Raw genomic sequence first — 20,235 nt, forward strand, 5'->3', positions numbered from 1 at the left:
ATCAGGGCAGAGCGCCCGCGAGTTGACGCGCTTCCTGCAGCATCCTGGCTGCCAGCGCATTGACAGCGGAAGGATCCAGATGGCTGGACAGACCCACCGACGCGAGCGTGTGGGTCATGCGCCCGGACTGCCCGATCACCGGAACCGCCACCGCCGTCATGCCATTGATGAAGTGGTCGCGATCCATGCTCCAGCCCAACGCGCGGGCCTGCTCGATCTCGCTTTTCCACTGATCGAACGTGGGCGCGTTGTCCCACTCGATCTTGTCAAACCGCTTGCGCAGTTGCGACCAGGTCTCGCCGTTGTGCGCCGCGATCAGCCGCCCGGTCGCGCTGACGAGTGAGTTGAACTGGCTGCCCACATCGGTGTGAAAGCGAAACGGCTGGTCCGAGCGCGACAGCGCCAACACCACGGCCGACTGCACGCCGGTCACCTCCACGCCCATCGCCGTCACACCACTGTGCGCGGCAAGGCGATCAAGCGCCGGTTGCACCAGCTGCGCAAAACTGCCACCGCCCAGCACGCTGCGTGCCAGACTGATCATGCCGCTACCGAGCGCATAGCGCTTGGTGGAGGGATCGACCGTCACCAGCCCTTCGCTCACCAGCACCCGCAGAATATGCAGGCAGGTGCTCGGGATCAGCTCCAGCGCATCAGCAATCGCTTTCACCCCCATGGGCTGCTTGGTGTCGCCCAGCAGGCGCAGGATGGCAATGGTGCGGCTCACTGCAGGCACGGGGCGCACGCGCGTGCCGCGCGGTGCCTTGTTGCTCGTGGCGGCTGTTGTCGTTGCCACCGCTTCATTGCCGGAGACACCGGAAGATTTCGTCGTGCGCTGAGTTGCCATGAACGTCGGAAGATTGGGTCTGAATTGGGGTCTGAATGAATGCTCAGGTGCGGGCCGCAGCCATTATCTTCATGACCGCCTGCGTCGTCGCCGAGAGCGTGCCATTCACCACCATTTCACCATAGAGAAACATCAGACTGCGCGAGCGGCTGTTCACCTTCACCCGCACCTCGGCAAACTGCCCCTCGGCCACCGGTGCGAGAAAGTGCGTGTCGAGCTGCACTGTCAGGCACGGCAACCTGCCAGCCGTTTCCCATGCCACGGCGCTGATTGCGTGATCAAGCAAGCTGGTCGTCACCCCGCCATGCATCACGCCAGCAGGGTTGAGATGCTTGCTCTCGCACAGCAGACCGTAGGCCCAACCCTCGGGCTCTTTGCGCGTCCACATGGGGCCGATCTGACCGATGTGGCCGGGGAGATCGCGGGGTTTCCATTGGAGAGATTCGAGGTGCGCCGCAGTGGTGATTGAGCCTGTGGAGTTCATGCCTTGCATTCTGGCTCAAGATCGATTTTATGGCGCAGATTCCAGTGTGTGGGCATGCTCTGTGCGACCGACCGTTTTGGCGATGTTCACAAAGTCGTTCACGGTCTCTGAGTAGATATCTCGGTTCCAGAGAACGCCCACGGCGCCGAATTTGATGATGCGATCAATCTCGATGTGCTGCAGTGTGCCTTGTGCCACTTGGTACCGGGTCATTTCTGCGGAACAGATTCCGATGTAGTCCCCTCGATTGAGCATGGCGAGCAACGTTGTGATCGCTGCCGTTTCCACCTTGGGTTGAAGCCAGGGGACCCCCGCATCCACCAGTGCCGAGTCGAGTTGGCTGCGCATCGAGGTTCCGTGCGGAGGTACGACCCAGTTCTCGTCGATCAACTCGCTGAGGAGGTGGTGCGATTGCGTTCCCCAATGTCTGCTGCCCCGTCCCGCGACGACGCATACCTCGTCATCAAAGAGGACTTCGTGGTTGAGGGTGATGTGCTGCGCACGCGCATCGATCGTTCCCATCACCACGTCCAGCTCCCCGCGCGTGAGACGTTCCAGCAGCGTGTTGAAAGGCTCTTCCGTCACCATGACCGCGACTGACGGATGCACGGCATGGAACAGGGTGATGGTCGATGGCAGCAAGGAGGCCATGCCCGCCCAGACGCTGCCCACATGCAGCCGGGAAGCCTTGCCCTGCGCCGCGGCATGAAGCTCCTGTCCGATTCGGGATACGTCGCCGAGCACGCTGATGGCGAGCCGTTTCATCAGCTGCCCGGCAGGCGTCAGCTCCAGCTGCCGACCTCGAACCACGATGGGAGCGCCAACCAGACTTTCCATTTCTGCGAGCCAATGTGACATCGCCGATTGGGTCAAATGCAGTCGTGCTGCAGCCTCGGTCAGAGTCCCCGCCTTTTCAAGCACCAACAGCGATTCCAGATGCCGGACTTTCAGCCGTCGAGCCCAGGCAAATCCATCGGCCAAGTCACGCATGAGCAATTCCTAATGAGGGTATCGATTAATTTCAGTAGCACTGGGCGGCATTGCTGCGAATAATGAAATCCATCTGCTGCAGCCGATGCTTCTTGGGAAAAGGTACACATTCACATAGCCGTTGATGAGGACATGCGTCTACAAGCTTATGGGGGCGTGCATGGATACCGATTCGAATTTTGTTTCTATCAAGGGTTCAAGAGGGGCATATGTTTAGCGAGGGTATTCGACGACGTGAATTGATGGCTTTGGCAGCCATCTCGGGCTTGGCGACACGGCCTGTGTTCGCCCAGGATTTTCCAACGAAGCCAATCAGACTGGTGGTTCCGCAAGGGCCGGGCTCAGGCGCAGACGCCACGGGACGACAGCTGGCGGAATTTCTGGCGAGACATCTCAACGGTTCGGTGGTGGTGGACAACAAGCCGGGCGCGAACGGCATTCTGGCCGCTTCCGTGGTGGCAAAGGAGAAGCCTGATGGATACACGGTATTTCTCACCAGTGTTTCCATCGCGAGCTTCAACCAGCATCTGTACAAGAAGGTGCCATACGACGCGTTGAACGATTTCACGTATATCGCGCCCGTGGCGGATGCCAGCTTCATGGTGATCGCGAGCAAGAGCAGCGGAATCAAAAACTGGGCCGACTTCGTTGTCAAGGCAAAGCAGTCGCCGGGAAAGCTGACGTTCGCCAGCGGTGGTCTTGGAAATTCGACGCATCTCTACATGGAGAAGATCGCACGCGATCTCGGACTCGATCTTCGGCATATTCCATACAAGGGCTCGGGGCCCGCGCTGCTTTCCGTCGTTTCCGGAGAAACGGATCTGATGTGCGTGACCACGGTGACCGCTCTCCCGCAATACGAGGCCGGTACGGTCATCGCATTGGCACAGTCCGGCGACAAGCGCGCCAGCCGCATGGCAGACATTCCGCTGATCAAGGAACTCGCGCCGGGTGTTCCGGCACTGCCGGGTTGGTATGCCTTGGTGGGGCCTGCAGGAATGGCGTCTGATGTTGTCAAGAAAATGTCCTCGGCCGTTTCGGCATTTCTTGAAGATGAGCAGAACAAGAAGAAGCTGAACGAGCAATTTCTGTTCCCGATTCCTGGCAGCAGCGAGCAGATCAAGGCACGCGCCGCTCAGGAATCAAAAGTCTGGGGCGATCTGATCAAGACGCTGAACATTACGCTGGATTGAGTACATACATGTCGGATTTGGATATCAACGGAGCGGCGTGGAATGTTCCACCCAGCGAATACATCAAGCAGCGTCCCGCTACCTGGAAGATCGGAGAACCGCGATCACGTTATCTGCGCATGCGGGACGGCTGTGAACTGGCACTGGATGTCTATCTTCCAGTGGTGCAGGCGAACGGAGCAAGTCAGGAAAGCTTTCCGGTCATCGCCGTCATGACGCCGTATTACCGGCGCTTCCAGGTGACGGAGCCGGGTGCAGAAGCGGCCCCCAACATCGCCATCTATCGCGATTTCTTTGTTCCACGTGGCTATGCGTTGGTGGTGCTGGATGTGCGTGGCAGTGGAGCGAGCTTCGGGCGGCGCGACGCATTCCGTTCGCCCAAGGAACGAGGCGACTATCTGGAATTCGCGCAATGGATTGCATCCCAATCATGGTGCAACGGCAGCATTGGAGCGACCGGAATTTCGTATCTTGGTGCGGCATCGTGCTTCCTTGGCAGCACGGGCCATCCTGCGGTGAAGGCGGTGGCACCGCTGTTCGCTGTGTCCGACACCTACTCCGATCATGTTTTTCCCGGCGGGATCATGTGCAAGACGGTCACGTCGAACTATGACGATCTGATCCGTGCGCTCGACTGGGATCAGAGGGACGAGCTCAAAGCCTATTCTTATTTCAGTGATCCGCGCTACGCAGGCCCTGCGCCGGTGGACGATGATCCGGAAGGCATCAAGGTACGTCAGGCCGTCGAGGAGCACAAGGACAGCTTCATGCTGCGTGACATGGCTGCGGAGATGTCGTTTCGGGAAGAGGGCTGTCTGCATGATCCAGATTTGCACAGCGGAGCTTGCAGTCCTTACTGGTATCTGCATGAAGTCGCCGGCAAAGTGGCTGTGTACTCGGTATCGGGGTGGTATGACGGAAGCGCTTTCGTCCACGGTTCCATCTCGCGATTTCTGACGCTTAAGGGCCCATCGGATCGCTTGTTGCTGGGGCCATGGGACCATGGTGCCCGGGCCAACGGATCACCGTGGCGAAGTGAAGGGCAGAGTGCTCCGGAGTTTTCGATACTGGCAGAAGTGCTTCGGTTCTTTGATCAACATCTTGCGGGGATGCACACCGACATCGATGGGGAAGCGCCAGTTCACTATTTCTGCACGCATGCAGAGGAGTGGCGCAACAGCTCTCAATGGCCGCCAAAGTCCGATGCACAGATCTTGCATCTGGCTCCTGGAAAGTTGCGTGGTGAAGGTACATCGCAGATCGAGACGGTGGAATACCAAACGAAGTTCACGGTATCGAGTGGAACGGATACACGTTTCGAACGTCTGTCCGCGCAACCCACGGTGGACTATTACAAGCACTGGCATTCGCATGAGCGGCAGATGCTGTCGTTCCTGTCGGAGCCGCTACAGGGCGACCTGGAGCTGGGAGGCCATCCTCTGCTCGATCTGCATGTGAGCAGCAGCGAGAGCGATGGAGCGATCTTCGCCTACCTGTCCGAGTTGGATGCCGCTGGGAATCTCCACTTCATCACGGACGGGTGCCTGCGACTTGCGCACCGGCATGTCAGCGAGCCGCCTGCGAAGTATCAGACGGCGTGGCCTTTCCGGGACTACTCACGCGAACATGCGGAGCGCATGACGCCGTCGCAGATGGAGCGCGTGCAGGTCGCTCTGCTGCCGATCGGGTGGACGTTGAAGGCGGGAAGTCGACTCAAGCTGTCGTTGAGCGGAGCAGACGCAGAGCACTTCCAGCAAGTGCCCCATGGTCGTCCCCCGTTGTACGCTTTCCAACTGGGTGGCCCGCAAGGCTGCACGTTGCGACTGCCGGTCGTCGCCCACAAGCCCTGAGATTCAGGCTGGGGTCACTCCGTCATTCACGAGCTTGGCCCCGATCCACTTCCCCGACTGCACCAGCTGCTTTGCGCAATCCGTCAGCACCACCCGCGCGGCGAGTGCGGCGGGGGAGAGTTCGTCGTCCGACAGGCTGCACAGCAGCGCGTGGCGGCGCACGCGTTCGTCGTCGATTTCGGACCACCAGAAGCGCTCCGCCGCGTCCTCATACGGATTGACGGCGGACCAGGGCTGGACGGTGGCGCCTAGGCCCGCGTCTACGGCTTCCATGAGCATGGTGAGGGAGTCGATCTCCATCGCGAGCTGCGGCTGAAAGCCCGCCTGCGCGCAGGCGGTGACGACGGAGCTGCGCAGACCGTGGCTGCCCGAGGGGAGAATCAGCGGTTTTTCCTGAAGCTGTTGGAGCTTCATCTTTTCGGCGAGCGGCCACAGCGGTTTGCGGCGCGACTGGATGAGGAACAGGCGCTCTTCGAGCAGCGGTGTCACGCTCCAGCGGCGGGCGGCGTTGGTGTCGAAGAGGATGGCGAGATCGAGCTGGCGGGCGTTGAGCAGGCTCGAGAGATGGCCCGATAGCGCTGAGACCATGTGCAGCCGCACGTCGGGATAGCGCTCGCGCATCGCGCGCATGAGCGGCAGGCCGAGCACCGATGCGATGGTGGGTGACAGGCCCACGCTCACCGCGCCCGACAGCCGCGCCTGCTGCGCTGCGAGGATGGCCTGATCGGCGTGGCGCAGCGTGAGCTGGGCCTCGTGAAAGAACGCGAGCCCCGCTTCGGTGGGCACGGCGCCCTTGCTGGTGCGTTGTAGCAGGCGCGTGGAGAGTTCGCTCTCCAGGCGGCTGATCTGCTGGCTCAACGCGGACTGCACCATGCCCAGGTCGAGCGCGGCCCGGCCCATCGAGCCGAGTTCGACGATGCGGACGAAGTAGCGGAGTTGGCGCAGTTCCATGGGAATCCGGGGCGAGGGTCCTCTTGTTGGAGAAGGCTGGATCGTAAACCAATGCAAGTCTTTTTCTCCCGGCCCTTGTCGGATCGGAGTGTGGAGATGGCTTCGGGTAATCTGCGCCTTTCTTCCGCTTGTTTTTGTTCATTGATACATTCAACAGGCCAAACCGGGTTGGGCTGCACGAGGGAGCAATCGATGTTCGTAGGGATTGATCTGGGCACGACGCACAGCCTCGTGGCCGTGTGGCAGGACGGCAAGGCGCGGCTGGTGCCCAATGCGCTGGGGGAGGTGCTGACGCCGTCGGTGGTCAGCGTGGACAAGGACGGCAGCTTTCTGGTGGGTGCGGCGGCGAGGGAGCGGCTGCAGAGCCATCCGCAGCTGAGCGCGGCGGTGTTCAAGCGCGACATGGGAACGGCGCGGGTCTTCAGGCTCGGCCAGCACGCGATGCGGGCAGAGGAGCTGTCGGCGCTGGTGCTGCGCTCGCTCAAGGCCGATGCGGAGGCGGATCTGGGCCAGCCCGTCACCGAGGTGGTGATCACCGTGCCCGCGTATTTCTCGGACGCGCAGCGCCAGGCCACGCGGGCTGCAGGCACGCTGGCGGGGTTCACCGGCGTCACTTTGCTCAACGAGCCGACGGCTGCGGCGCTCGCTTATGGGCTGCATCAGGAGGAAGGACGCTTTCTCGTTTTTGACCTTGGCGGCGGGACCTTTGACGTATCGGTGTTGGAGCTGTTTGAAGGCGTGATGGAAGTGCGCGCCACGGCGGGCGACAACCGCCTGGGCGGCGAGGATGTGGACGAGCTGATGGTGCGACGCTTCGTGCAGGACACGCAGATGCCCGACGAGCTCGCGCATCAGCCGCTGGTGCAGGCGCGTTTGATGCGTACGGTGGAGATCGCCAAATGCGCGCTGTCGACGCAGGAAGAAGCCGAGATGCGGCTCGACATGAGCGATGGGTCTTATGCGAAATGCTGGACCGCGCACGATCTCGATCAGGTGCTGGAGCCGTTGCTCGAGCGCATGCGCCAGCCGGTGGAGCGCGCGCTGGGCGACTCACGCATCCGGCCGCAGGAGCTGGACACCGTGGTGCTCGCCGGTGGCAGCACGCGCCTTGTGGCCGTGCGCCAACTGGTTACGCGCATGTTCGGGCGGTTTCCACAGGTGGGGCTGGACCCGGACCACATCGTGGCGCTGGGCGCGGCGGTGCAGGCGGCGCTGCGCGGGCGCGATGCGGCGCTGGCCGAGCGGGTGATGACGGACGTGTGCCCGTACACGCTCGGCGTGCATGTCTCCAAGGACTTCGGCGGCGGGCAGCGGCAGACCGGCTTCATGGCGCCGGTGCTCGAGCGCAACACCATCATTCCGGCGAGCCGCGTGGAGCGTTTCCATCCGGTATCGCCGGATCAGCGGCAGATCGACATCGAGGTCTATCAGGGCGAGGCCAGGCGCGTGCAGGACAACATCCGGTTGGGAGAGCTTCATCTGGAATTGCCCAGAAACGGCTGCGAGGGCGTCGTGGCCGATGTGCGCTTCACGCTCGATGCGAACGGCCTGCTGGAGGTCGAAGCGGTGCTGCTGCGCAATGAGCAGTCGCTTGGTCCTGCACAAAGTCTGGTGATCGAGTCGAACGCCGAGCGGCTGTCGCCCGACGAGCTGAAAAAGCGGCTTGAGAAGCTCAAGGCACTCAAGCTGCACCCGCGCGACCGCATGGAGGTGCGCGCGCTGCTCGCGCGTGCCGAGCGCCACTACACGCAGTTGCTCGGGCCATGGCGCGAGCTGCTCTCCAACACCATGCTCGCGTTTGAAATGGCGCTGGAAACCCAGGACGACCGCAAGATTGTGGCCCCTCGCAAGCAGTTGGAGGAACTGCTCTCGCGCATCGATGCCTAGCCGTTTCTTCATGACCGGGAGTGAGCGCCATGCGCGATGCGTTTGAACTTTTCGAACTGCCCGAGGATGCCGATGAACGCGCGGTGCGCCGCGCTTACGCTCGGCTACTTAAGGGCATCGATCAGGTGAAGGAGCCACAGGCCTTCATGGAGTTGAGGGCTGCATACGAGCGTGCACTGGCAATTGCGCGCGCAAATGCGGAAGAAGAGGATCAGGAGGATGAAGAAGGCGACGCTGATCAGGTTCAGCCATCGCAGGTATCTGAACCATCGCCCGAGAGTGCGCGATACGAAGATTCAGCGCAGGCGGAGCCAGAACCTGAACCTCGCGTATTCATGATGCAGTTTCCAGGCACCACTGCCGAGCGGCTTTTGAGCGAGGTGCAATGGAGCTTTCAGCCTTGGGAGGTGGATGTCGCGACCGATGAACTGAGGCGGCTTCTTGCACTTCCGGAGCTGGAGAACTTCGAAAACCGCGCAGCGTTTGAGCTGCAACTCGCGCGACAGATCGCGGGGAAGACTCTCGGGGCTCGTCGCAGCGCGCTACTGTTGGCTGCGGACAGCATGTTCGATTGGCGGCGCAAGGGCATCGGGGTAGAGCCGCTGGAGTCCGTTCTCGACACGCTGGAGTCACTTCGCCCATCGCAACGGAAGACCGCGATGGCGTTGCTTGGCGAGCCCGATCCCGGGGTCGCGAGGGAGCTTCAGCTCACACCGGAGCACCTGCGCCATTTCTATGTGCAATGGCAGAACTTGCTGGACTGGTGGCTGCCTGAGGAGCATATGCATCGCTGGACGGGAGCTTGGGGGCGTCTGCCTGCGCCTTTGCGTGCCGTGGAGAAGTTCCGACAGACGAAGATGGAGTTCGTGTGGTGGATCAGGACCTATGCCAAGCGTTTGCTCGTGATTGGCATAATTGCGATGGTCGGGATTTTTTTGTTTCAACAGATCGCAGAGCGGACCAGGGAAAAGCAGAGCGCGCAGACCCTTCAAGTCTGTGCACAGAAGTTGGCGATTCCTCGGGCTGCTGCTTGGCAGGATGTACCTGCAGAAAAGCTCTGGGAGACGGAGCAGTGCAGCTCCAATCCCGCCATTGCCACTGGGGCTGATATGCGCGGCATGGCGCAAGCGCAACGCATTGCCAATGCGTTATCGGGGAAAAGCGAGTCTCGCTGGGCTAGTTTGTCCGGCCTGGGGGAACGCTACCTGCAGTTGAATCTGCGCGATGGCCGTGCTTTCGGTTTTGTACGTCCTGAGTCGCCCGTGCTCTATTGTCCCGAACTGCGAAATTTCATGCTGCGCAGCCATTGGCTGCAAGTGGGTGACCTGCCTTCCGCAAAGGCCATCGTTCATGAACTGGCATGGTGCGAGGAGCAAACCGCATCCGGTGTTTCGCGCGGGAACAAGTACATGATGGCTAGCGACAAGTATCGAATAGCAGAGATCGAACGCAACGACTCCCCCAGTTTCTGGAAGCTGCTGCACCACGTGGACGCCTGGCCCGGTGCAGATCGACCTGTGATTTCGCTGCAATCCTTGGTGCACGAGGCAACCCCGAAGGACTTCGACTGGAGGCTGCCGCCGGAGCTCGGCACCATCGAATGTGCCCCGGGCGCATCTGCATCCACACCCTGCAGGCCGCCGGGGGATCGCACATCTAAGGTCGCCAAGGACCTCGACGCAGCGCTGCGTCGCCTTGAACAGCCCAAGCTCAAGGAGCTGAGAACCTACGAGCCGCAGTGATCACCAACGCGCCGCACAGCCTCAGAACCGGTACTGCATCCCCACCCCGAACCCGGTCGCGCGGCTCTTGTTGCCTGCGCCTTGGTAGCCGTCGTTCCAGTTGGTGATGTCGAATTCGGCGTACAGCTTGGTGCGGTACGAGAATTTGTATTCGTAGAGCGCGATCAGACGGCCGTAGCCGTCGTCAGCGTATTGCGAGCGCTCGCGGGTGACTTTGTAGTAGGCGAGGGTCCAGTCTGTCTTGTTGGTGGTGGACACCGTCGCGCCGAGCGAGTACACGCGCTGGACGGTGCTTTGGGAGCTGCCTTGATCGGCCTCGCTGTGCGCTGCAGAGGCGGCGAGGCGCACGGTGCCGGCCTTGTAGGAGGTGCCTACGTTCCATGCCTTGAGCGCGTGGCCTTCGGTGTCCTTGAAGGTCTGGTAGGCGCCTGAGACGACCATGTCACGGTCTTCGAAGCTGAACAGCAGGCCGCCGGAGGACAGCGCCTTGTGGTCGCCCGCCTGCTCGCCGAAGCTGTACATGGCGCTCAGGCGATAGTTGTTCGCGCGGCTGGTGTATTTGACGGAGTTGTCCAGCCAGTAGGCGTTGCCCGCGAGGCCGCTGTTGCCGTATTGGTTGGTCAGGCCCGGTTGGCTCAGCGCGCCGATGGTGACGTTGGGGTTGAAGTCGGGAAAACGCTTTTGCAGCGGGTCGATGGACGAGAGTGTGTCGGCCAGCAGCGAGCTTTGGCGGCCGAGGGTGAGGGTTTCGCTCTGGTTCTGCAGGCCAATCCAGCTCGCGCGGTCGAAATACTTGCCGCTGTGGCTCTGGGTGCCGGTATCAGCGTTGATGCCAGATTCGAGCTCCCAGACGGTGTTCACGCCGCCGCCCAGCGGGGTGATGCCGCGCACACCCCAGCGGCTGGCGTCGGAGATGCCGTTGCTCATGCTGGTGAGCGAGGTGCTGGTGGGCTGGTGGGTGTCCGAGAGGCCGGACGAACGGCGCACGCCGAGATCCATCACGCCGTAGACCGTGAAATCCTTGAGTTGTGCGGCGGCCGGCATCGCCAGCGTGGTGGCGGCGAGCGCGGCACAGAGCGCGCCGAGTTCTTTCTTCAACAAAACTGACTCCGTTGTCGGGGTGCGGGAGGGCCGCGCGGTGCGGGGCCTCCTCTGGCATTCATTCATTCATTCATTCATTCATTCAAACTTTGTGGGCGAGGACCTGCGATGGCAGGGCCGACGGGATCATGCGCGAAGTCCGGGCGCAGACCCAGCGGCGTTGCCGTTGCAGACACTTGCGGAGAAAGTTGGGAAATCGCGCGCAAGTGCTTGTCGGATAGGGAGAAGTTTACCCTTCGACTCGTGGATCGGGCATTTTTCTCCCGGGACTGTTGTTTTGCCCCTTGGTCGTTGCCACGATGTGAAATGGTCATGCAGCAGGGGTATGCGATGTGGTGGCGCGCGCGGGGGCGTGCAAAAAAATACAATTCAGGCAATGAGCAGCGCTTCCTCTTCCTCATCTTCATCTTCTTCTGCCAAGCACCGTATCGTCGTCGGCCTGTCGGGCGGCGTGGATTCGGCCGTCACCGCGTATCTGTTGAAAAAACAGGGGCACGAGGTGGTTGGCATCTTCATGAAGAACTGGGAGGATGACGACGACAGTGAATTCTGCTCGTCCAACGTCGACTTTGTGGACGCGGCGGCGGTGGCCGATGTGATCGGCATCGAGATCGAGCATGTGAATTTCGCCGCCGAGTACAAGGACCGCGTGTTCGCCGAGTTCCTGCGCGAATACCAGGCCGGGCGCACGCCCAATCCGGACGTGCTGTGCAATGCCGAGATCAAGTTCAAGGCGTTCCTCGACCACGCCATGCGGCTCGGTGCCGAAAAAATCGCCACCGGCCACTATGCGCGTGTGCGCCAGAACCCGGACACGCAGCTGTTTGAGCTGCTCAAGGGGCTGGACCCGTCCAAGGACCAGAGCTATTTTCTGCATCGCCTGAATCAGGCGCAGCTCTCCAAATCGATGTTTCCCGTGGGCGAGCTGCACAAGACCGAGGTGCGCAGCATCGCCGAGGAAATTGGCCTGCCTAACGCCAAGAAGAAGGATTCGACCGGCATCTGCTTTATCGGCGAGCGGCCGTTCCGCGATTTTCTGAACCGTTACATCAAGCACGAGCCGGGTCTCATCCTCGACGACCGGGGCCGCAAGCTCGGCAAGCATGTCGGGCTGTCGTTCTACACGCTGGGTCAGCGTCAGGGCCTGGGCATTGGCGGCGTGAAGGAAAAGGGCGCTGAGCGCGGCGCGGGCGATCACTCGCCATGGTTCGTCGCGCGCAAGGATCTGGAAAAGAACGCCTTGCGCGTGGTGCAGGGACATGACCACCCGTGGCTGCTCTCGCATGATCTGCAGGCCCAGGACGCGAGCTGGGTCGCCGGTCACCCGCCCGCCACTGGCGCCTGCGCGGCCAAGTCCCGCTACCGCCAGCAGGACGCCAACTGCAACGTGGTGCAGGCCGACGGCGAGACCTTCAGCCTGCACTTCCCGGCCGCACAATGGGCCGTGACACCGGGCCAATCGGCCGTGCTGTATGACGGGGATGTGTGTCTGGGTGGTGGGGTGATTTCGTCGATGGCCTGACCGGCCTCGTCTCCGGGTCGGTCCCCACTGCCCACGGCAGCGGATGACTGACATGAATTGCTTCGACATCTGTCCCCGGATCGATGTCTGGACTCATCTTGCCGGGCTGGCTTTGAGGTTTTCAGCTATCCAGTGCATCTTCCGTTTGAAAATTTCGGTAGTCAATTGAAAAGAATTCCGCAGGGTGGCCTCCCTATAGCGGGGCGTTGCATTTGCGCTTTCTCAGTGTTCCTTCCAATGGCTGCCCACTTGACGCTTCCCTAGACTCGTGCCCGCTCTGCGGAAAGCGGGTTTGCCCGCTCACGCACAGAAAAAAAGTTGCATGAAACTCATCGACGCCCGCAACCATGGGCCGTCGGTCAGTTCGTTCACGCAATCAACTCACAACAGCTGGTTTTTTTCAGACTAAAAAAGGGGCGTACAGATGATTTGGCAACAGGTCTACGATCCGTTAGGGAACATGGTGATCTCCACCTTGCTCGCAGCAATACCCGTGGTGGTGATGCTCGCGGCGCTGGGGTTCTTTCACATCAAGGCGCACATCGCCGCAGGCATGGGGCTGATCGCAGCCGTGCTGGTGGCGGTGTTTGCCTACGGCATGCCAGCCGAAATGGCAGGGCGCGCGGCGCTGTTCGGGGGCTTCACCGGGCTGCTGCCGATTGGCTGGATCGTGCTGAACATCATTTTTCTGCACCAGCTCACCGAGCAGAACGGCAGCTTCAAGGTGCTGCAGGATTCGCTCTCGGGCATCACCGAAGATCGCCGCATTCAGTTGCTGCTGATCGCGTTCTGTTTCGGCGCGTTCTTTGAAGGCGCTGCCGGTTTCGGCACTCCCGTGGCGGTGACGGCGGCGATCCTGATCGGCCTCGGTTTCTCGCCGCTGGCCGCTTCGGGCCTGTCGCTGATCGCCAATACCGCACCGGTCGCGTTCGGCGCGCTCGGCACGCCGGTGATCACGCTGGCCAAGGTGCACGGCTACGACCTGATGGAAGTGACAGCGATGATCGGCCGACAGTTGCCGTTCTTCTCGGTGCTGGTGCCGTTCTGGCTGATCTGGGCGTTCGCCGGTCGCAAGGGCATGATGGAAATCTGGCCAGCGATCCTGGTCGCTGGCTTGACGTTTGCGATTCCCCAGTTCCTCGTGTCGAACTTCATCGGCCCCGAGCTGGTGGACATCATTGCGGCCATCGTGTCGATGATTTGCCTGGTGGGCTTTCTGCGCGTGTGGCAGCCCAAGAAGATCTGGACCTCTGCGTCGCTGCGCGGCAAGGACGTGAGCGCTTCGGAAGTCAAGCCGCCGCAGCCCGTGGTCAAGCACAGCAAGCAGGCGCTGATCGCCGCGTGGATGCCTTGGGTGATTCTGTCGGTGTTTGTGTTCATCTGGGGCCTGCCTTCGGTGAAGACCTGGCTCAACGGCCTGTTCGCACCGTCGTTCCCGATGGCCGGTCTGCACAACATGATCGAGAAGGTGCCGCCCGTCGTCACCAAGCCGACCAAGGAAGGCGCGGTCTACGTGCTGAACCTGCTGTCGGCCACCGGCACCGCGATTCTGCTGTCCGCCGTGATCAGCGGTTTCCTGATGAAGTACAACCCGGTCGCCATCGTGCGCACCTTCTTCAAGACGATCTGGCTGGTGCGTTATTCGCTGCTGACCATCGTGCTGATGCTGGCGCTGGGCACTCTCACTCGCTACTCTGGCACCGACACGACGCTGGGCCTGGCATTCGCCAACACGGGCGTGCTGTATCCGTTCTTCGGCACCTTGATGGGTTGGCTGGGCGTGGCGCTCACGGGCTCCGATACCGCATCGAACGTGTTGTTCGGCGGCATGCAGAAGGTGGCTGCGGATCAGCTGGGGTTGTCGCCTAACCTGATGGGTGCGGCGAACAGCTCGGGTGGTGTGATGGGCAAGATGATCGACGCGCAGTCGATCGTGGTGGCTTCCACTGCTACGCGTTGGTTCAATCGCGAAGGGGACATTTTGCGTTATGTGTTCTTCCATTCGATTGCGCTGGCTTGTCTGGTGGGGTTGTATGTGACTATGCAGGCGTATGTCTGGCCGTTTACTTTGATGGTGGTGCATTGATGAGCTGATCATTCGCTGATCTGCGCTCTCGGGCTCTCTCTTCTTTTTGGAAGAGGGAGCCTTTGTTTTTTGGGCTTCTGCTGGGGTGTTGTTTACGGAGGCCGGGACTGCCCCCGGCGGGGCAATCACTTTTTGCTTGCGCGCAAAAAGTAATCAAAAACGCGCTTTTCAATACCTCCGGCGGAACTCGCGGCGTTCCTTCGTCACTCTGCTCGGACAACCGCCGGAAATCAGTTGGGAAAGAGGTGTGTACGGCACGTCGCTGCGCTCGTGCCGGGGGTGTTTTTGGAGTTGGGTGAAGGGGTGCATGCCCACTGCTCTTTTGAGCAAAGATGCTCGCGTTAGCCGCAAGCAAAATCAAATCTAACAACACCGGCGCACCCACATCTCGCGAAGTCGCGAGATGAGCGGCACGAGCGCAGCGATGTGCCGTACACACCTCTTATGAAACCTCTGACTCGCGGCGGTTGCCCGAACGGAGCGACGCAGTCGCGCAGTGAGTTCTGCTGCGGGTATTAAAAGCGCATTTTTGGTGACTTTTTGGGCGCGACCAAAAAGTTACTCGCCCGCCGGGGCGAGACCCGGCCTCCGTAAGCAACCCCCCAGCAGAAGCCAAAAAAGAAACCGAATACCAACCCCCACCCCAACCCTCCCCCGCAAGCGGGAGAGGAAGAGGAAGCCGACCACCTACGTAATCAAAAACGCCCGAAAGTCATTCACATTGGTGCGCGTCGGCCCGGTGACGAGCGATGCACCCAGTGCCTGAAAAAAGCCATGCCCATTGTTGTTGACGAGTTCTTCGGCGGGGTTCAGCCCCCGTTCCCAAGCACACTCCAACGTCTGCGGCGTGATGATCGCGCCCGCAATTTCCTCTGCGCCGTCCACGCCATCGGTATCGGCCATGAGAGCGTGGATGTGTTGGTTGCCGCGCAGGGTGAGCAGCGCCGAGAGCAGGCATTCGACGTTGCGGCCGCCTCGGCCTTTGCCGCGCAGGGTGACTGTGGTTTCGCCGCCGGAGAGCAGTACGCAAGGCCAGGCGAAGGGCTGTGCGTGTTGCGCGACTTGCAGGGCGATGCCTGCCAGCACCGTGCCTACGTCTCGGGCTTCGCCTTCCAACGAGTCGCCGAGGATGTGGGCGGCGTAGCCTGCGTCGCGGGCCACTTCGGCTGCGGCTTCGAGGGCCAATTGCGGGGTGGCGATCATGCGGGTTTCGCAGCGTGCCAGGCGCGGGTCGCCGGGTTTGATGGATTCGGCTGCGTCGGCTTGCTGCAGAAGTTTGAGAGCAGCTTCGGGCAGGGCGATGCTGTAGCGCTGGACGATGGCCAGAGCGTTGGCGCAGGTGCTGGGGTCGGCAACTGTCGGACCGGATGCGATGCCGGTGGGGTCGTCGCCGGGTACGTCGGAGAGCAGCAGGGTGATCACGCGCGCGGGGTGGCAGGCGGCGGCGAGGCGGCCGCCCTTGATGGCGGAGAGGTGGCGGCGCACGCAGTTCATTTCGCTGATGGTTGCGCCACTTTTGAGCAGGGACTGGTTGATGCTTTGTTTGTCTGCGAGCGAGATGCCTTTGAGTGGCAGGGGCAGCAGTGCCGAGCCGCCGCCGCTGATGAGGCAGAGCACGGTGTCTTTGGCGCTCAGGTCTTTGACGAGCGCGAGCATGCGCTCGGCGGCTTGCAGGCCTGCGGCGTCGGGAACGGGGTGGGCGGCTTCGACGATTTCGATGCGCTGGCACGGCGCGCCGTAGCCGTAGCGGGTGACGACGAGGCCTTCGAGCGGGCCCGGCCAGTGGGCTTCGACGGCCTCGGCCATGGCGGCGCTGGCTTTGCCTGCGCCGATCACGATGAGGCGGCCGCCCGGCGGTATTTCATGCGCGGAGGGCAGGTGTGGGGGCACGCACAGCGCCGGTTGCGCGCTGGCGACGGCCGCGTCGAACATGCGACGCAGCAGCGCGGTTTGCGGTGCGGTCGACGGGACTGTGCGTGCACCGGTCATAGCTTCTGGCCGATCTCGAAGTTGGCCATTTTTTCGAGCGCGCGCACCATGCCGGAGTGGTCCCAGGCCTTGCCGCCGTGCGACACGCAGGTGCTGAACAGCTGCTGCGCGATGGCGGTGTTGGGCAGCGAGACGCCGAGGCTGCGGGCGGTGGAGAGCGCGAGGTTCAGGTCCTTCTGGTGCAGCTCGATGCGAAAGCCCGGATCGAACGTGCGCTTGATCATGCGCTCGCCATGCACTTCAAGAATCTTGCTCGACGCGAAGCCGCCCATCAGCGCCTGGCGCACGCGCGCCGGATCGGCACCGGCGCGTGATGCGAACAGCAGGGCCTCGCCGACGGACTCGATGTTGAGCGCGACGATGATCTGGTTGGCCACCTTGGCGGTCTGGCCATCGCCGTTGCCGCCGACCAGCGTGATGTTCTTGCCCATGGCTTCGAAGAGCTGCTTCACGCGGCCAAACACCACCTCGTCACCGCCGACCATGATGGACAGCGTGGCGTTCTTCGCGCCCACCTCGCCGCCCGAGACCGGCGCGTCGAGATAGTCGCAGCCGAGGGCGTTGATGCGCTTGGCGAAGTCCTTGGTGGCAATGGGCGAGATCGAGCTCATGTCGACCACGGTCTTGCCCTTGGTGAGTCCGGCGGCGATGCCGTATTCGCTGAACAGTACGGTCTCCACATCGGGCGTGTCGGGCAGCATGGTGAAGATGATGTCGGCGCGCTCGGCCACGCCGCGCGCGTTGGTGCACTTGGTGGCACTGGATTCGGCGATGTGATCGGGGATCTTGCCGCGTGTGTAGACATAGAGCTGATGGCCCGCCTTGATGAGCTGCGCGGCCATGGGCGCGCCCATGATGCCGAGGCCGACGAATCCGATCTTGAGTTGGGTGGTGGTCATGTGGTGTGTCCTGGTCGTTGACTTTGTGTGACTGGCGTGTTGGCTTGTCCGTTCATTCGGCGAAGGCCTGCAGCCAGCCGAGGCCAGCTTCCGTCGTGGTTGCGGGCTTGTATTCGCAGCCCACCCAGCCGGTGTAGCCAATGCGGTCGAGCAGCGCGAACAGGTAGGCGTAGTTGATCTCGCCGGTGCCGGGCTCGTTGCGGCCGGGGTTGTCGGCGATCTGCACGTGGCGGATCAGCGGCAGGTATTTGATGAGCGTGTTCGCGAGCTCGCCCTGCATGCGCTGCGTGTGATAGATGTCGTACTGCAGGAACGCGTTGGGCGCGTCGAGCGCTTCGAGCAGTGCCACGGCCTGCGTGGGGCGGTTCAGATAAAAGCCCGGAATGTCGTGGGTGTTGACCGGCTCGATCAGCAGGTTCAATCCAGCGCCGCGCAACTGGTCTGCAGCAAAGCGGATGTTTTCCAGAAACGTGGCGCGCAGCGTGTCCAGTGCCACGCCATCGGGCGCCTTGCCCGCAAGGCAGTTGAGCTGCTTGACGCCGAGTGCGCCCGCGTAGTCGATGGCCTTGGCCACGCCCGCGCGGAAGTCGGCCACGCGCTCGGGTTGGCAGGCGATGCCGCGCTCGCCCGCATTCCAGTCGCCTGCGGGCAGGTTGTGCAGCACGAGCGTGAGACCGTTGTCGTCAAGGCGCTGGCGGATTTCCCTGGCTGTCCACTCGTATGGAAACATGAATTCGACGGCCGAGAAGCCGACCTGTGCGGCGCGTTCGAAGCGGTCGAGAAACGGCACTTCGGTGAACAGCATCGAGAGATTGGCGGCAAATTGGGGCATGACTTGCTCCTTGGTGTTGATGTGAAAAACGGGGCGCTGAATCAGTCGAGCAGTCAGTCGAGCAATCCGGCCTCTTCCAGGCCTTTGACGCCCTGCGGATGGCGGCAGTCGATGTCTTCGAACTCGATGATGTTGTCGATCTCGGTGCCCATCGCGATGTTGGTGACGCGTTCGAGAATCACCTCGACGACGACGGGAACGCGGTGCTTGCGGGCCAGCGTTTGCGCTTCGCGCAGCGTGCTCTTCAGTTGCGCCGGATCGGTCACGCGCAGCGCCTTGCAGCCGAGGCCGCGCACGACCTGTCCGTGGTCCACGCCATAGCCCTTGAGATCGGGGTCGCTGACGTTGTCGTTCTCGAACGCGAGCTGCACGCAGTAGTCCATGTCGAAGCCGCGCTGCGACTGGCGGATCAGGCCGAGGTAGCTGTTGTTGACCAGCACCTGTACATAGGGCAGGTTGAACTGCGCGCCGACGGCGAGTTCTTCCATGAGGAACTGGAAGTCGTAGTCGCCCGAGAGGCCGACGACGTTGCGGTTGGGATCGGCCGCGACGACGCCAAGCGCTGCGGGAATCGTCCAGCCGAGCGGGCCCGCCTGGCCGCAGTTGATCCACTGGCGCGGGCCGAAGACATGCAGGAACTGTGCGCCCGCGATCTGCGACAGGCCGATGGTGGAGACAAAGACCGTGTCCTTGTCGAACGCGTCGTTCATCTCGGCATAGACGCGCTGAGGCTTGATCGGCACGTTGTCATACGCCGTGCGCCGCTGCATCAGCACCTTGCGTTCGCCGCAGCGCGCGGCCCAGTCGCGGTAGTCGCGGGCCTCGCCGCGCTGCTTGCGTTCGCGCGCCACCTGCACGAAGAGTTCGAGCGCGGCGCGTGCATCGGAGACGATGCCGAGGTCCGGATTGAACACGCGGCCGATCTGCGTGGGCTCGATGTCCACGTGCACGAAGGTGCGGCCCTTGGTGTAGACATCGACCGAACCGGTGTGCCGGTTGGCCCAGCGGTTGCCGATGCCGAGCACAAAGTCGCTCGCGAGCATGGTGGCGTTGCCGTAGCGGTGGCTGGTCTGCAGGCCGCACATGCCGGCCATCAGCGGATGGTCGTCGGGGATCGTGCCCCAGCCCATGAGCGTGGGGATCACAGGCACGCCGGTGAGTTCGGCGAACTCGACGAGCAGCTCGCTCGCATCGGCGTTGATGATGCCGCCGCCCGCGACGATCAGCGGCTTGCTCGATGCGGCCAGCATGTCGAGCGCGCGTTCAATCTGCTTGCGTGTGGCGGCGGGCTTGTAGACCGCCAAAGGCTCGTAGGTGTCGATGTCGAATTCGATCTCGGCCATCTGCACGTCGAACGGCAGATCGACCAGCACCGGACCGGGACGGCCCGAGCGCATCAGATGAAAGGCTTGCTGCAGCACGCGCGGCACCTGGGCGGGCTCACGCACGGTGACGGCCCACTTGGTCACCGGCTTGGCGATGGACTCGATGTCCACAGCCTGGAAGTCTTCCTTGTAGAGCCGCGCACGTGGTGCCTGGCCGGTGATGCAGAGAATCGGAGTGCTGTCGGCGCTGGCCGAGTAGAGGCCGGTGATCATGTCGGTGCCCGCAGGGCCGCTGGTGCCGATGCACACGCCGATGTTGCCAGCCCGCGCACGGGTGTAGCCCTCGGCCATGTGCGATGCACCCTCGACATGACGCGCCAGCACGTGGGCGATCGACATGCGTTCACGCATCGCCGCATACAGCGGATTGATGGCCGCGCCGGGCACGCCGAATGCCTGCGTGATGCCTTCCTTCTCCATTACCAGCACTGCGGCCATTGCGGCCTTCATCTTTGCCATGGTGTCTCCTGCGGATTG

At 62.2% G+C, this 20,235-nt stretch carries 15 protein-coding genes; 6 read left to right on the forward strand and 9 right to left on the reverse strand.

Annotation, left to right across the window (positions count from 1 at the left end):
• Position 1 precedes the first annotated feature (1 nt).
• From G7047_RS25175 to G7047_RS25185, 3 genes are read right to left on the reverse strand one after another with little or no spacing between them, the layout of a single operon-like run.
• Entirely contained in the window at positions 2–847 is an 846-nt protein-coding gene (locus tag G7047_RS25175; RefSeq protein ID WP_166311099.1) for an IclR family transcriptional regulator, read from the reverse strand.
• A gap of 43 nt (positions 848–890) precedes the next feature.
• The gene (locus tag G7047_RS25180; protein WP_205904673.1) at positions 891–1,331 is read right to left on the reverse strand and encodes a PaaI family thioesterase; all 441 of its coding nucleotides are present in this window, start codon (positions 1,329–1,331) and stop codon (positions 891–893) included.
• 27 nt (positions 1,332–1,358) lie between these two features.
• Positions 1,359–2,321 (reverse strand): LysR family transcriptional regulator, encoded by a 963-nt coding sequence (locus G7047_RS25185; protein WP_166311101.1) that lies wholly within the window; start codon positions 2,319–2,321, stop codon positions 1,359–1,361.
• A gap of 242 nt (positions 2,322–2,563) precedes the next feature.
• Here G7047_RS25185 and G7047_RS25190 point away from each other — a divergent pair, with 242 nt between their 5' ends.
• A complete protein-coding gene (locus G7047_RS25190; RefSeq protein ID WP_240939259.1) occupies positions 2,564–3,514 on the forward strand; it encodes a tripartite tricarboxylate transporter substrate binding protein in 951 nt (316 codons plus the stop codon).
• Between the two features lie 8 nt (positions 3,515–3,522).
• Positions 3,523–5,364 carry a CocE/NonD family hydrolase gene (locus G7047_RS25195; protein WP_166311103.1) on the forward strand — a complete coding sequence of 614 codons (1,842 nt, stop codon included), beginning with the start codon at positions 3,523–3,525 and terminating at the stop codon, positions 5,362–5,364.
• A 3-nt stretch (positions 5,365–5,367) separates the two neighbouring features.
• Here G7047_RS25195 and G7047_RS25200 read toward each other — a convergent pair whose 3' ends face one another.
• On the reverse strand, positions 5,368–6,264 hold the full coding sequence (locus tag G7047_RS25200; protein WP_371813903.1) for a LysR substrate-binding domain-containing protein: 897 nt from the start codon (positions 6,262–6,264) through the stop codon (positions 5,368–5,370).
• Positions 6,265–6,507: 243 nt separating this feature from the next.
• Between G7047_RS25200 and G7047_RS25205 the strand changes: the two genes are divergently transcribed.
• A complete protein-coding gene (locus tag G7047_RS25205) occupies positions 6,508–8,202 on the forward strand; it encodes a molecular chaperone HscC (RefSeq protein ID WP_166311105.1) in 1,695 nt (564 codons plus the stop codon).
• Between the two features lie 29 nt (positions 8,203–8,231).
• Positions 8,232–9,944, forward strand: a complete 1,713-nt coding sequence (locus G7047_RS25210) for a J domain-containing protein (protein WP_166311106.1) — start codon at positions 8,232–8,234, stop codon at positions 9,942–9,944.
• Between the two features lie 21 nt (positions 9,945–9,965).
• Here the strand turns inward: G7047_RS25210 and G7047_RS25215 are convergent, their stop codons facing one another.
• The gene (locus G7047_RS25215; protein ID WP_240939260.1) at positions 9,966–11,042 is read right to left on the reverse strand and encodes a porin; all 1,077 of its coding nucleotides are present in this window, start codon (positions 11,040–11,042) and stop codon (positions 9,966–9,968) included.
• Between the two features lie 379 nt (positions 11,043–11,421).
• Between G7047_RS25215 and mnmA the strand changes: the two genes are divergently transcribed.
• Both mnmA and G7047_RS25225 read left to right on the forward strand, forming a co-directional pair.
• Positions 11,422–12,567 carry a tRNA 2-thiouridine(34) synthase MnmA gene (gene mnmA, locus G7047_RS25220; protein WP_166311108.1) on the forward strand — a complete coding sequence of 382 codons (1,146 nt, stop codon included), beginning with the start codon at positions 11,422–11,424 and terminating at the stop codon, positions 12,565–12,567.
• Positions 12,568–12,991: 424 nt separating this feature from the next.
• Positions 12,992–14,653 carry an L-lactate permease gene (locus tag G7047_RS25225; RefSeq protein ID WP_166311109.1) on the forward strand — a complete coding sequence of 554 codons (1,662 nt, stop codon included), beginning with the start codon at positions 12,992–12,994 and terminating at the stop codon, positions 14,651–14,653.
• A gap of 687 nt (positions 14,654–15,340) precedes the next feature.
• Here G7047_RS25225 and G7047_RS25230 read toward each other — a convergent pair.
• From G7047_RS25230 to gcl, 4 genes are read right to left on the reverse strand one after another with little or no spacing between them, the layout of a single operon-like run.
• Positions 15,341–16,642, reverse strand: a complete 1,302-nt coding sequence (locus tag G7047_RS25230) for a glycerate kinase (protein ID WP_166311110.1) — start codon at positions 16,640–16,642, stop codon at positions 15,341–15,343.
• A complete protein-coding gene (glxR, locus tag G7047_RS25235) occupies positions 16,639–17,541 on the reverse strand; it encodes a 2-hydroxy-3-oxopropionate reductase (protein WP_240939261.1) in 903 nt (300 codons plus the stop codon). Before glxR ends, G7047_RS25230 begins: the two co-directional genes overlap by 4 nt.
• A 52-nt stretch (positions 17,542–17,593) precedes the next feature.
• Positions 17,594–18,373, reverse strand: coding sequence for a hydroxypyruvate isomerase (hyi, locus tag G7047_RS25240; RefSeq protein ID WP_166311111.1), 780 nt, complete (start codon positions 18,371–18,373; stop codon positions 17,594–17,596).
• Positions 18,374–18,426: 53 nt separating this feature from the next.
• Positions 18,427–20,217, reverse strand: coding sequence for a glyoxylate carboligase (gene gcl, locus G7047_RS25245; protein ID WP_166311112.1), 1,791 nt, complete (start codon positions 20,215–20,217; stop codon positions 18,427–18,429).
• Positions 20,218–20,235: the final 18 nt, after the last annotated feature.

Source organism: Diaphorobacter sp. HDW4A (genome assembly GCF_011305995.1).
Classification (GTDB): Bacteria; Pseudomonadota; Gammaproteobacteria; order Burkholderiales; family Burkholderiaceae_C; genus Diaphorobacter_A.